General features: G+C 45.2%; 14 protein-coding genes. 12 read left to right on the top strand and 2 right to left on the bottom strand.

The window, feature by feature from the left end:
* The first annotated feature begins 125 nt into the window (after positions 1-125).
* Positions 126-566 carry a hypothetical protein gene (locus tag AB3489_RS08690; RefSeq protein WP_368292580.1) on the top strand — a complete coding sequence of 147 codons (441 nt, stop codon included), beginning with the start codon at positions 126-128 and terminating at the stop codon, positions 564-566.
* A 45-nt stretch (positions 567-611) separates the two neighbouring features.
* Here AB3489_RS08690 and AB3489_RS08685 read toward each other — a convergent pair whose 3' ends face one another.
* Complete coding sequence (locus AB3489_RS08685) at positions 612-1,058, bottom strand: MarR family winged helix-turn-helix transcriptional regulator (RefSeq protein WP_019225814.1); 447 nt, start codon at positions 1,056-1,058, stop codon at positions 612-614.
* A gap of 262 nt (positions 1,059-1,320) precedes the next feature.
* Here AB3489_RS08685 and AB3489_RS08680 point away from each other — a divergent pair, with 262 nt between their 5' ends.
* The 6 genes from AB3489_RS08680 (at position 1,321) to efp (ending at position 6,893) form a co-directional block, all read left to right on the top strand.
* Positions 1,321-2,358: an amidohydrolase family protein gene (locus AB3489_RS08680; protein ID WP_368292579.1), complete on the top strand. Its 1,038-nt coding sequence runs from the start codon at positions 1,321-1,323 to the stop codon at positions 2,356-2,358.
* An 18-nt stretch (positions 2,359-2,376) separates the two neighbouring features.
* Positions 2,377-3,369 carry an amidohydrolase family protein gene (locus AB3489_RS08675; protein ID WP_368292578.1) on the top strand — a complete coding sequence of 331 codons (993 nt, stop codon included), beginning with the start codon at positions 2,377-2,379 and terminating at the stop codon, positions 3,367-3,369.
* Positions 3,370-4,085: 716 nt separating this feature from the next.
* Positions 4,086-4,592 (top strand): LysM domain-containing protein, encoded by a 507-nt coding sequence (locus AB3489_RS08670; protein ID WP_019225818.1) that lies wholly within the window; start codon positions 4,086-4,088, stop codon positions 4,590-4,592.
* A gap of 162 nt (positions 4,593-4,754) precedes the next feature.
* Complete coding sequence (locus AB3489_RS08665) at positions 4,755-5,252, top strand: type II 3-dehydroquinate dehydratase (RefSeq protein WP_019225819.1); 498 nt, start codon at positions 4,755-4,757, stop codon at positions 5,250-5,252.
* Positions 5,212-6,270 carry a M24 family metallopeptidase gene (locus AB3489_RS08660; RefSeq protein WP_368292577.1) on the top strand — a complete coding sequence of 353 codons (1,059 nt, stop codon included), beginning with the start codon at positions 5,212-5,214 and terminating at the stop codon, positions 6,268-6,270. Before AB3489_RS08665 ends, AB3489_RS08660 begins: the two co-directional genes overlap by 41 nt.
* Before the next feature lie 65 nt (positions 6,271-6,335).
* Positions 6,336-6,893: an elongation factor P gene (gene efp, locus AB3489_RS08655; RefSeq protein WP_015042509.1), complete on the top strand. Its 558-nt coding sequence runs from the start codon at positions 6,336-6,338 to the stop codon at positions 6,891-6,893.
* An 89-nt stretch (positions 6,894-6,982) separates the two neighbouring features.
* On the opposite strand, the gene AB3489_RS08650 is transcribed toward efp, so the two are convergent.
* On the bottom strand, positions 6,983-8,392 hold the full coding sequence (locus tag AB3489_RS08650) for a LysM peptidoglycan-binding domain-containing protein (protein WP_368292576.1): 1,410 nt from the start codon (positions 8,390-8,392) through the stop codon (positions 6,983-6,985).
* Between the two features lie 194 nt (positions 8,393-8,586).
* Between AB3489_RS08650 and spoIIIAA the strand changes: the two genes are divergently transcribed.
* From spoIIIAA to spoIIIAE, 5 genes are all read left to right on the top strand, one after another.
* Entirely contained in the window at positions 8,587-9,645 is a 1,059-nt protein-coding gene (gene spoIIIAA, locus AB3489_RS08645; protein WP_368292575.1) for a stage III sporulation protein AA, read from the top strand.
* Between the two features lie 269 nt (positions 9,646-9,914).
* Positions 9,915-10,424 (top strand): stage III sporulation protein AB, encoded by a 510-nt coding sequence (locus AB3489_RS08640; RefSeq protein ID WP_368292574.1) that lies wholly within the window; start codon positions 9,915-9,917, stop codon positions 10,422-10,424.
* A gap of 16 nt (positions 10,425-10,440) precedes the next feature.
* Positions 10,441-10,638, top strand: a complete 198-nt coding sequence (gene spoIIIAC / locus AB3489_RS08635; protein WP_015042513.1) for a stage III sporulation protein AC — start codon at positions 10,441-10,443, stop codon at positions 10,636-10,638.
* A gap of 12 nt (positions 10,639-10,650) precedes the next feature.
* Entirely contained in the window at positions 10,651-11,037 is a 387-nt protein-coding gene (spoIIIAD, locus tag AB3489_RS08630; protein WP_019225824.1) for a stage III sporulation protein AD, read from the top strand.
* Between the two features lie 12 nt (positions 11,038-11,049).
* Positions 11,050-12,294 (top strand): stage III sporulation protein AE, encoded by a 1,245-nt coding sequence (gene spoIIIAE / locus AB3489_RS08625; RefSeq protein WP_368292573.1) that lies wholly within the window; start codon positions 11,050-11,052, stop codon positions 12,292-12,294.
* Positions 12,295-12,302: the final 8 nt, after the last annotated feature.

The following is a 12,302-nucleotide window of genomic DNA, read 5'->3' as shown; positions in this document are numbered from 1 at the left end:
AATACCTTCAATTTTTAAAGCACTTTTTATCTGATAGAAACATCTCATCTCAGAGAGATTTCTTATCTGAGCCTGCTACAAGGTGGCGGTTTTTAGATAGGTTAAGTTTAAGCAGAATTGTGATCATGGGCGCGAGTATCATTCTATTGGCCGTCATCGCAGTCCAAGTCCTGGCAGTGCGACCGCTGACCCGGCAACTAGATACCGTCAGTGCAAAAGAAAACTTACTCCGGCAGGAATACCAGGACATTCTAGCAGAAGGCGCCAAGAACAATGTGCTGATACCGGATCGCGCCGATCTTCCGCATATGCTGGAACAAATCAATCATTGCCTCAAATCCGAAAATGTTTCGGTTAAGGCAATGGATATCACCCAGCCATCAATGAAAAGAGGGGATTTCTTTCAAGCCACGATCAAAGTAAACGGAGAAGGGGAACTGAAGAAAATACTTCGGGCGGTGAATACAATTCAGCTTCAGAAGGAGGTCCCTTTTTTGATTCAGGAACTGGATTATGTAAACGGAGAAGCGGAAATTCGTCTGAGTATTCTTATTCGCTCCGAATAGAGAGGGTGACTTTGATCATTTCCTATCTAAATATTTATATTTATCCTATTCATTTTCATCTATTTTCTCGAGCGATTTCTTAATTGAAACCGCCGCAGACATTAACGCGTCAAGCTCTTCATCGGACAGTAGATCCAGCTTTGATGAAAGTCCGGTTTCTACATGCGTATAGATCTCATTAAGAGCGTTTCTTCCCTCTTCGGTCAGCCGGACATAGACAATACGAAGATTATTCTTATCAAGATAACGCTCAACGTAACCCTTTCTCAGCAATTCGCCAACGATGATGGTAAGCTGCTGCTTCGAGACCAATAGGTCCCGACCGAGTTCTGACATGGTCATCTCACTGTAATTTGACAGTGCGATCAGGGCGTACTTTTGCGAAGGCTTTACATTCACTTTGCAATTCGATTCTATGGGCCGGGTTAGAATCTTGCGAAAAAGATGCCCGACATCGGTTAGTTCCTTTATTAGTTCGGATTTATTCTGCATGATCGTTACACCTTATTACATCATTTTATTACGGTAAAAAATATTTTACTTTACCGTTGACAATGGTAACATCCGGTAGTATCATTGTCAACGGTAAAGTTTTTTTTACCATAAAGTAAATATTACTTTGAGAGGTGGTCTGCCAGGCATATGAAATAGAAGGAAATATCATATGAATAACAGGGATCGTCGGGAATTGGACTAGCGGGAACAAATATGAAGTAAGCGCTTGACCCAAAATGAGAATTTAGGAGGGGAAGTTATGTCAATAGAAATAACCAATGTACAGATTTTTGATGGCATAAAATTAACGAATCATAAATCGGTTGTGATTGAAAATGGTTTCATATCCCACGAAACCAAAGGGGACACGGTTATTAACGGCGAGGGGGGTACACTGCTGCCCGGACTGATTGACGCGCACGTCCATATGGAAGCATTAAATGATCTGGAAAATGGTGTAAAATACGGAGTCACCTCTATGCTTGATATGGCGGCTCATTCCACGGAGTTTATAAACAGCCTGAAAAAACGCCCGGGATTTTCGGATATATTGACGTGTTACACAGCTGCGCTTTATCCTATTGACGATCCCAAAGCTTTCGTTGCCGATCAGGTTAATAAAGGCGCAGATTATATAAAAATCATCATTGAGGATCAACCGCGTATGGCGGAAAAGCCCTTATCCCAGGAAACAATTACCGCCTTGACGGAGGCAGCACACGAACATAAACTTCTGGTATTCGCTCATGCTGTATCGATGGCGACTTTCAAAACGGCCATTGATGCAGGTGTTGATGTTATTACGCACATTCCGGTTGAAGCCCCGATGTCGCAATCCCTGATCGAAGAAATGTTGAAAAAAGGGACTATTACGGTTCCTACTTCGGGCATGATGAAAAAAACGATCGCTTTTCTAAATCGTATCCCCAATGTCAACTTGGATACGCAAAATATAGATATGACACTAAAAGCCTTAATGAATGCGGGAATACCAGTCATTGCAGGTACTGATGCAAATCATGCACCCTTTGCCCCTGCCAGTATCGACCACGGCATTGGTTTACTTGATGAAATCGAAGCGTTTGTGGCTGCAGGCATGACTCCTGTGCAGGCGCTGCAAAGCGCAACCAGCCTTCCAGCCAGATTATTCGGATTCATCACTGACAGAGGGATGATTAAACCGGGTCTCAGGGCGGATTTGCTTTTGGTTGATGGTGACCCTACTACCGATATTAAAGCCCTCCATAAGGTTAAATGCGTATGGGTCAATGGGATTGCGTCATCTATTAACGCATAAAGGAAATGTGAATAAAAAATGAAGATTATTACAATAGAAGAACATGTAAATAATAAAGAAATAACCGCAGCTGCATGGACGAGTTTGTTGCAAATGACACCATACATTTCCGATTCCCACTCGCCGGGGTTGGCCTATTACACAACGAGTACCGATGGGAATGTTGAGGAAAAGTGGTTGGAAAGCATGGATGCAGGAAAAATAGATATGCAGGTGCTTTCTTATACCACAGCGACTCAGCTAATTCCGGCACCGGAAGCTGTTTCGATAGCGCAGGCAGCCAATAATGAAATGGCGGAGAGGGTTAAAAGATATCCTGACCGCTTTGCAGCTTTTGCAACACTACCATGGGCAGACCCGAAGGCGGCGGCAGATGAACTGGAACGCACCGTCAAAGAACTTAATTTCAAGGGGGTTTTACTTAGCGGACGACCGTCTGCAGACGCAACCTTTCTTGATAACCCTAAATTTGAGCCTGTTCTTGAGATGGCAAACTTTTTAAAGGTGCCCATTTATATGCACCCGGGATTTCCTGCCAGAACAGTGCAGGAGGCGTATTATGCCGGATTAGACCCTGTTGTCAGTGCAAGGTTGTCAGCGTTTGGCTGGGGGTGGCACGCAGAAGTAGGCGTCCATATGCTACGAATGATATTAGCGGGTATTTTTGAAAAATATCCCGATTTACAGCTGATTGCAGGTCATTGGGGCGAGATGGTGCCGTTTTTCCTTGCACGTCTTGATGAAGCACTTTCCAAGGAAGCGACACATCTCCCGAAAACAATATCTGAGACCTTTATAAACCATGTTTATGTTACGCCAAGCGGTATGTTTACGCTGCCGCACTTCCAATTTATCTTGCAGGTATTGGGAGCAGACAGGATCATATTCTCTGTAGATTATCCTTATATCGGCAACGAGAACGCGCGGGCGTTTCTTGAAACTGCACCAATCAGCCCTTCCGATAAGGAAAAGATTGCCCATGGCAATGCAGAGCGTCTGCTCAAGCTGTAAATTTCAACTTCATATTAAAGCAGTTGCCGAGAACATTTCCCCGGCAGCTGCTTTAATTTGTTTTTACCACCCTAACTACATAATTTAATTTAATCGGTTCATCTTTCGATATATCAAATTCATCAAGAGTAAGGGTTCCGTCGTTGTGTTTAATTGCTATCAATAGAACGGCAAGTCAATTATTTCATTAACCGAAGAATTTGTAGGCGCTTACAAGTTCTTTAAATTAAAAAATTTGCCGTATCGAAGATTCACATCGAAAGACTTGACAACAAGTCATGCGGGGAAAGGGAACAACAATGGATGACTGTTAATCATTTGCACATATGCCTTTTACAGTAGCATAGTAGACGTAAAGAAAGTAAGGATGTAAAGAATCGAAAGTTTTTTGCCTATATTTATAATATATGAATCATGCGTACGATTTTAAGGCTTTGCATCATGCCAAGGCCAAATATGCACCCACACATTGGGAAAACCGGTATCTTGCTTATTTTCCAAAGCCCTTCTCAGTGCAATATGCTTATGCCATTGTAAAGTCTCAATGTCCGCAAAATATACCCAAACTCGTACTTTCTCAAATTACCATGGAGAAGGATAAAAACAAGAGGTAAATGAAGCTAAATTTCGTTAAAGATGTCAAAGACCTCCTAGATAAAAAAGAACCTGACAACCTTGATCCCCATAATATGGAAATGTAGAAAGGGGTAGGGCCGTTGAAAAAGTATGCAATAAAGTCAGGAGATACATTTTTCCTTTTAGCCAGCCAAAACGGGTGCTGCTGGCAGGATATCAGCAAAGCAAACCCCGGCGTTGATCCCTGTGCTTTGGTCATCGGACAGCTCATCAATATTCCAGATCGTCAGGCTTCCGGTTATGGTGCTTCCGGATCTGCCGGTTCAGCTTACGCCAACAATCCAGGCAATTCTTTTACCGGTGCCCAAAAACGGTATGATGATGTAATCCTTGAAGTCGAAGGCGTAAAAATCCGGGTTGCCAGAATAGGCGAACCGACAGTTCCGCATGAGGTGCATTTTATCCTGCCAAGGACTGAAATCCGGAAAGTAGAATGTCCCGGAAATGGAGTTATTGAAACCAGCATCATGCTGAGCAATATTAACATTGTCAATTCTCCGCGGATCGAAGGCGAAAAATCTGCGCTTGGGGTCATTTATCGTCAAACCCAGAACAGTGAGAAGACGAACAGCGAAGCGCCAAAATAGATGTCCCTGACGCGGTTCATAACGATTTGAAAGAAATCACTAAAATGATTTTAATAATCTTCATTTTTTCGTTATAATGAGATATGCCTTATTTTAGATAGAAAAAGGCTATGTCATTATTTTGTTTTCTATAGAAAATAATCGATAAAGAAGGAGAGACCTATGAACCGTATTCATGTTTTCCATGGTGTCAATCTTCATCTTCTCGGGCAGAGAGAACCGGATATATACGGCAGAATAACCCTTGATGAAGTGAACGGCAGACTGATCGAGACGGGGCAAACACATGGCTTCACTGTCGAGTGCCGTCAGACGAACTATGAAGGAGAGCTTGTGGACTGGATTACAAAGTTAACGCCGTCTGATTTTTTAATCCTTAACCCCGGGGCCTGGACCCATACGAGCTATGCGCTTTACGATGCGATCAAAGGGGTCAGCGTACCCGCTCTCGAAGTGCATCTGTCGAATATTTACGCCCGGGAAAGCTTCCGTTCCCATTCGGTGATCGCTGGAGCTTGCGTCGGGCAAATCAGCGGACTCGGGACAGACAGTTATTTTCTGGCCTTAGCCTATGCGCTGGAATTTCAAAAGTACCGTCAGAAAGAAAGGAATAGCAACCATGAGGCTGGAAAAGATTCGCCGGAGACTGGCCGAGAATAAACTTGATGCGCTGATCGTGACCTCACCGCCCAATATTTTTTATTTGAGCGGTTTCACGGGAACCAGTGCAACCTTGCTGATCGAACCAGAACGTTCCATTCTGTTCACAGACTTCCGGTACATGGAACAGGCCGCAACGGAAGCTCCGGGTTTTGAAATTGTCAAAGTGACCGGAGATCCCTATACAGTCATCGGGGAAATGCTTAAAGGGCTGATCGTGATAGGGATTGAGGAAGAGGCTTTGTCCCTGGGCGATTTCCAGAAACTGCAGAAGACTCTTGACGGGCGCAGATTTGAGAATGCCTCAGCACTCTTCAAGAAGCTTCGACAAATTAAGGATGAAACAGAAATTGCGCTGATTCGCCAAGCGATTGAAATCACGGACCATGCCTTCGCCCAGACGCTCAGCAAGATTTATCCAGGAATGACGGAAGAAGAGCTTTCTCTGGAACTGGAATTCTCGCAGAGAAAAATGGGTGCCAGCAGTCGTTCGTTTGACTATATTGTGGCCTCAGGGATACGCTCCTCGTTGCCGCACGGTACAGCTTCCAGCAAAAAAATGCAAAAAGGGGAATTTTTAACGCTCGATATTGGAGCGGTCTACCAAAGGTATTGTTCCGATTTCACACGGACGCTGTTTTTGGGAAAGCCTGAGAGCAAGCACCTGGAAGTTTACGATATCGTGCTCGAGGCACAACTGACCGGGCTTAAAGCTCTGAAGCCCGGCGTTAAGGCCAAAGATGTCGACGCGGCAGCCAGAGAAGTGATTACACGTGCTGGTTACGGTGAATATTTCGGTCACAGTCTGGGGCATTCCCTCGGGATCGAGATCCATGAGACACCGTTTTTAAATACCCGTGATGAAACGGTACTCGAACCGGGTATGGTACTTACCATTGAACCCGGAATTTATATCCCTGACTGGGGCGGTGTCAGAATCGAAGATGTTGCGCTTGTCACAAATTCTGGTGCGGAAGTATTGACACAAACGCCAAAGCAGTGCATTATTATTGATTAGTGGTATGACTTGTATCCGTTATTGATACATAAAAGAATCTACAATATTATGGGAGGATCAGCAAAATGATTTCTTCAAACGATTTTAAAACCGGAGTGACTATTGAACTGGATGGCGATATATTTCAGATAGTCGAATTCCAACACGTGAAACCTGGAAAAGGCGCTGCTTTTGTGCGTGCCAAAGTTAAGAATGTCAGAACGGGCGGCGTTGTCGAAAAAAAATTCAATGCTGGGGAGAAAGTTCCCAGAGCCCGTCTGGATCGCCGTGAGATGCAATATTTGTATAAAGACGGTGATCAATTCGTTGTGATGGACAATGAAAGCTATGAGCAGATTATGCTGACCGAGGCTCAAATTGGCCAGGAAGTCAAGTGGCTCAAAGAAAATATGAACCTTGGTGTCTTGCTCTATAATAGCGAAGTCATTGGGGTAGACCTTCCCAATACAGTTGTGCTTAAAGTAACGGAATGTGAGCCCGGAGTTAAGGGTGATACGGCCACAGGCGGTACGAAAGCTGCCACTGTCGAGACTGGCGCTACGGTTCAGGTTCCATTCTTTGTGAATGAAGGCGATGTCCTGATTATCGACACCAGAAGCGGAGCGTATGTTTCCCGGGCTTAGTCATCTTATCTACCGCAAGAAGAATAATTAGAATAAAAAGGGTTGTTGGGCAAGTAATTTTCTTGAGCAACAACCCTTTTTTATTTGGCTCATTTCCGGATTGTAAAATTATCTTCCAGCAAGGCCCAGTTTTGAGGGAAGGGATAGGCTAAAGCCCAATAACTAATACCTCTTAAGCCATAAGCTTTGACGGTATCAAATTTGGCCTGGGCACTGCGGGCATCCTCAAACCACACTTCGTGACTTCTTCCCTGCGTATCCGTATACCGGTAGAAAGGGGACTGGGTAACCGTGTCGTACTGGATCTCAGCATGGTATCGAAGGGCTCTGGACATTGCTTCATCCATCCCAAAGGTTTCGGCAATTTGGCCGGAGACGTGCGGCAAAAGCCAATCTCTGGCATAAATTTGAAAGCCAAAAAAGATTTTGTCTCTTGGCATGACTAAAACAGCATAATCCAAAACCCTTTTGATCTGATTCAATGGAGAAATTGCCTGCGGTGAAGCACCACGCCAACCCCATTCATAGGTCATGAGAACAACGAAATCGACAATTCGGCCATGGGCTGGATAATCGTGCGCCTCATAGAGCAATCCCCGTTGCTCTGCGCTTAATTTTGGCGCTAAAGCCGTTGAAACGAAGAAACCCTCTGCATGAAGACGGGTTACGGCTATTTGAAGCAAAGCGTTATAAGCTTCTCTATCCTCGGGAAGTACGTTTTCAAAATCAATGTTAAGTCCCCGATAACCCTTTTCTTTCATGATATTGATGACATTTGTCATTAACCGATTAATGGCTTCGGTATTGGTCAAGACCAGATGAGCAAGATTTTCCCCACGCGTAGTTGACGTAAAATTGGTAACGGACATCATCGGGACCGCTTTTTTTGTTATGGCAGCTTGAATGAACGGAAGATCGTCGATTGCCTGCAGACTTCCATCCTCTCTAATCAAGTAGGCAAAAGGACTTAAATATGTAAGATGTTCAGCTTCCCGATTGACAGTAGCAACCGCGTCCTGACTGAAACGATAGATATAGCCATTGACATCAATGGTTGGGCGAGGCTTACGCGGGATCATGAGTACGGTGCCCGGATAGATCAAATTGGCGTTCGTGATGTTATTGACTTTAATGAGGTTTTGTAAAGAGACTTGATATTTTTGAGCAATAAACCATAAAGTCTCCCCAGCAAGGACGCGATGCCGCCTGGCAGGAATGGTGATCAACTGACCAGGATAAATATTGGCAGGGTTCGTAATTTGATTGTTTCCGAGAATGACTTGTACGGTCGTTCCATAAATCTGGGCAATTCTCCATAATGTTTCTCCCGATTTCACAATATGGAGGACATCTTCAGTCGGTATAACTAATGCTAGTCCGGTTAGCAATTGTACAGGTTCAACAAGTCCATTCACGCTTATGATTGATGCCGGCGAGACCCGATATGTAATTGCAATCTGATCCAAAGTTTGATTCGCTTTGACGACATGGATAAGCATAGAGCACCTCCCACTCCTTTTCATGTAAGATATGTAGAAAGGAGACTCAAGGTGATTTATCTTTGGCAAGGGGCCCTTCATGTTTAATTTTCCTTAAAACGGCCATTGAGGCTGTTTTTTATTTTCTCCGAACAAACTGGTAATTCTAAAAACGTTTATTAGGACATACCTTCTAATACAGAGGAGGTTAAAACATGAAGGTAAGCTTTGCTTCACCTTTAACGGAATTTCCTAGAAATAAAAATGATGTACTCTTTAATCCGGAATCAGAGGGTGAAGGGATTATCCGTTGGTTTGGGGAACGGCTGGGCGGAATGATCCGCAAGGCGGCAGGGGCTTTACCCGACACGGAAAATATTGAGGAAATTCGTCTCAGAATCAACCAGCCTGTCCTCTTTAGAACAGGAACCAGGGAATATTTCTGTACTTCGGCGGGGCAAACCGGAACAAAGAATCTAGCGTATATTGTCAAGCGTGAAGACCTGTTGGAAACGCTGGAAAAAATGACCTTCAGTTCTGTATATGCCGCTGAGGAGGAATTACGGCAGGGTTTTCTGACTTTGCCCGGTGGGCACCGCGTGGGATTAAGCGGAGAAACAGTCGTTGAACATGGCAAGATCAGAATCATGCGCCATATTTCCGCTTTGAATATTCGTTTAGCGAGACAGCCGGAAATGATCGTTCCGGAATTGCTGGGCTTACTGATCAATCAGGAAAATACAGTCTGCCATACTTTGCTTGTTTCACCTCCGAGAGCAGGGAAGACCACAATGCTGAGATTTTTAGTAAAAAATCTCAGCAACGGTGTACCTCAGCTAAAACTAAAAGGTCATACTGTCGGCGTGGTTGATGAAAGAAGTGAGATTGCCGGAATGTGGCAAGGCATTCCTTCTTTTGATCTTGGCTGCCGCACAGATGTGCTGGACAGATGTCCCAAGGCCCAGGGACTGATCATGCTGATTAGGTCTATGGCGCCTGAGGTGGTTGCTGTTGATGAACTGGGGGGGCGGGAAGATGCCGCGGCGCTTGGGGAGGCCGTTCGCTGCGGCGTAAAAATTCTGGCTACGGTCCATGCCGGTTCTCTGGACGAACTGCAAAAAAGGGCCCATCTCAGGGAATTGCTGAATAGAGAGACGTTTGAAAGGGTTGTTGTGTTAAGCAGGGCAAACGGTCCAGGCACAGTGGAAGCCGTTTATGACATGGCGAGCGGCGTTAATTTGTTTAATAAGCCTTCCATGGCATCGCGACATTAGTACTACTCTCAGATTCATCTCAAAATGATTGAACTATTTTTTGGGCAAGTCTGTGGGGCACAATACCGCTTTTCGGCTGTTGCGCCATCTATGGCGCAAAAAGCCGCGCTCCGCATCGTGCTCCGCTCACAGCGGTATTGTACCCCCCAGACTGGTGATAAGTTTGCTTAGGTTAGTCTCTAAGCCAAGAGGGTAGTTAAGGGTAGTTATATAAAGAATGTTTCACTAGTTGATTGGTCCGCTTTATTAGGCCGCTGGAGGCGAAAAGTATGTTGGTTGCAGGTTATCTTGGGCTAATTATTGGATTCGGCTGTTTGGGGATTATCAGAGCAAATCAAATTAAGAAACGTCCGCAGGAAATCAGGGAAATGATCAATGCCTTGGCGCTGCTGGATACGGAGATATACTGGGGAGCAACACCCCTGCCGGATGCTTTCCAGGTACTTAAGGAAAGAACCGGTCCTCCCTGGCACCTGTTTTTTGCGAGTCTCGAGGAAAAGATCAGAGCCGGAGAAAATGCTTCTCAGGCCTGGAAAAAAAGCATTGAAATGCACCGCCGGAAAACCTGCCTGATAGAGGACGATTGGCTGGTGATCAGTGGAATTAGTCAGGGATTGGGCAGGTCGGACCGGAATGAACAGCATAAACAGCTCGAACTTGTTCAGCGGCATTTGGCAGGCGTAGACGAAAAGGCCAGGCAGCAGGCAGAAAGCAGGGCAAAGATGTGGTCTTACCTCGGTTTCCTGGGCGGAATTGCGGTTGTCATTATGATCATGTGAGGAGGTAGGGTTCGCGATGAGTATTGACCTCATTTTGAAGGTAGCAGGTATTGGTCTATTGGTGGGCATTTGTGCAATTATCCTGAATGAGGCCGGTAAGAAAGAGCAGGCCCAGATGGTTACCATTGCCGGGGTTGTGGTCGTGTTGTATCTGGTCATCCAGGGAATCTCCGATCTGTTTGTTCTGGTGAAAAGCGTATTTAATCTATACTAGGGGGCTCTGGCAATGGAAATAGCACAAGTGATTGGACTCGCCATCATTGTCACGGTTCTCGGAGCTGTTCTGAAACAAATTAAACCTGAGATTGCAATTCAGCTAAGCATTCTGGCAGGGGTAACCATATTTCTGCTGATCATGGACAAAATCAGACTGGTGGTTGATCTGCTGCAGAAACTGGCTGATCAGGCAGATATCAGTTCCTACTACTTGTTCATTGTTCTTAAAATCGTGGGAGTAGCCTATTTGGCGGAATTGGGAGGCCAAATCTGCCGGGATGCCGGAGAGAATGCACTGGCCACAAAAGTTGAAATTGCAGCCAAAGTATTCGTGGTCATTTTGGCTATCCCGATCATTGCAGCGATTATGGAATCCATGATGAAGCTGCTGGCGTGAGGAGCGATACGGATGACAAAAAAAGTCTTGGCTGCGCTGGGGCTTGCCATATGGATGACCCTGGTATTTGCTTTTCCAGTGGTGACCCTGGCGGCAGAAAGTCAGGAGACGAGTTACACAGGGACGGAGGCGGATAAACGATTTGCGGAAGCAGAGACTTCCGGGGAGATGGGCGTGTCCGAAGAAGTAGATTTGTCCGAGGAGATCGATTTATCTAAAGTCAGAGAATTTTTGAATCAACTGGACCGCGATGTTCAGGACGCTCTGCCTGATTTTTCTTTAACAGAGATCTTTGAAAGCATTAAAAACGGCGAGGTTAATTTTAGTCTGCAGGGCATCGGCAGCAGTATTGTCAAGGCTCTGCTAAAACAGGTAGTCACCAACGCGCCTTTGATTGCAAAGCTGCTGGTGCTCGCTGTGATCTGCGCAATCATCAATCAACTGCAGTCTGCTTTTACAGGCGAAGTAAGCAGGATAGCCCGAATGCTCGTATATCTTGTTCTGTTGGCGCTTGCGATGACATCTTTTCGTATTGCACTGGATGTTGGCAATGCGTCCATTGACAATATGGTTTCTTTTATGCAGATCATCCTCCCGGCCATGTATACTGTCCTGCTGACCATGGGCAGTCTGACCAGCGCAGCCTTGTTTAAACCGATGGTCATCGGCAGTCTGATCTTTTTGGCTACGGTAATCAAAAACATTGTGTTGCCGCTTTTTTTCCTGAGCATTATCCTGAGGCTGTTCAATAACATTTCCGAACAGTTCAAGCTCAGTAAATTAGCCTCTCTGCTGGAGTTCGGAGGTAAACTCAGTATTGGTATCGTCATGACGGTTTTTATCGGCATTATGTCGGTACAAGGCGTAACAGGGGGCGTAGCCGACGGGGTCACGCTGAGGACGGTAAAATATGCAGCAGATTTGATCCCGGTTGCCGGCAAATTTTTCAAAGACGCTGTTGAGATCGTGGCAAGCTCAGGTCTCTTGCTTAAGAACGCGCTGGGGATCGTAGCAATGATTGCGATTATCATCATTACTTTTCTGCCGGCGATTAAGATTATCGCGATGATGTTTACTTTTAAACTGGCTGCGGCGCTGGTCGAACCTCTGGGAGAAAAAGAACTTGCGGATAGTCTTCAGGACATGTCCAAAGGCTTATTATATATTTTTGTAACCGTTACATCCGTCGGTATCATGTTTTTTATGACGATTGTGATCATTGTCGGGACTGGAAATTTGGCGGTAATGCTTCGCTGATTTTGAGG

The sequence above is a fragment of the Dehalobacter sp. TBBPA1 genome, assembly GCF_040931655.1.
GTDB lineage: Bacteria > Bacillota > Desulfitobacteriia > Desulfitobacteriales > Syntrophobotulaceae > Dehalobacter > Dehalobacter restrictus.
The sequence above is the reverse complement of the archived record's forward strand: the minus strand, read 5'-3'. Positions and strand labels throughout refer to the sequence as shown.

Excerpts from the sequence above, each read along its gene's own strand:
- AB3489_RS08690 (WP_368292580.1), top strand. The coding sequence starts at position 126 with ATGGGCGCGAGTATCATTCTATTGGCCGTCATCGCAGTCCAAGTCCTG.
- AB3489_RS08685 (WP_019225814.1), bottom strand. The coding sequence starts at position 1,058 with ATGCAGAATAAATCCGAACTAATAAAGGAACTAACCGATGTCGGGCAT.
- AB3489_RS08680 (WP_368292579.1), top strand. The coding sequence starts at position 1,321 with ATGTCAATAGAAATAACCAATGTACAGATTTTTGATGGCATAAAATTA.
- AB3489_RS08675 (WP_368292578.1), top strand. The coding sequence starts at position 2,377 with ATGAAGATTATTACAATAGAAGAACATGTAAATAATAAAGAAATAACC.
- AB3489_RS08665 (WP_019225819.1), top strand. The coding sequence starts at position 4,755 with ATGAACCGTATTCATGTTTTCCATGGTGTCAATCTTCATCTTCTCGGG.
- AB3489_RS08660 (WP_368292577.1), top strand. The coding sequence starts at position 5,212 with ATGAGGCTGGAAAAGATTCGCCGGAGACTGGCCGAGAATAAACTTGAT.
- efp (WP_015042509.1), top strand. The coding sequence starts at position 6,336 with ATGATTTCTTCAAACGATTTTAAAACCGGAGTGACTATTGAACTGGAT.
- AB3489_RS08650 (WP_368292576.1), bottom strand. The coding sequence starts at position 8,392 with ATGCTTATCCATGTCGTCAAAGCGAATCAAACTTTGGATCAGATTGCA.
- spoIIIAA (WP_368292575.1), top strand. The coding sequence starts at position 8,587 with ATGAAGGTAAGCTTTGCTTCACCTTTAACGGAATTTCCTAGAAATAAA.
- AB3489_RS08640 (WP_368292574.1), top strand. The coding sequence starts at position 9,915 with ATGTTGGTTGCAGGTTATCTTGGGCTAATTATTGGATTCGGCTGTTTG.
- spoIIIAC (WP_015042513.1), top strand. The coding sequence starts at position 10,441 with ATGAGTATTGACCTCATTTTGAAGGTAGCAGGTATTGGTCTATTGGTG.
- spoIIIAD (WP_019225824.1), top strand. The coding sequence starts at position 10,651 with ATGGAAATAGCACAAGTGATTGGACTCGCCATCATTGTCACGGTTCTC.
- spoIIIAE (WP_368292573.1), top strand. The coding sequence starts at position 11,050 with ATGACAAAAAAAGTCTTGGCTGCGCTGGGGCTTGCCATATGGATGACC.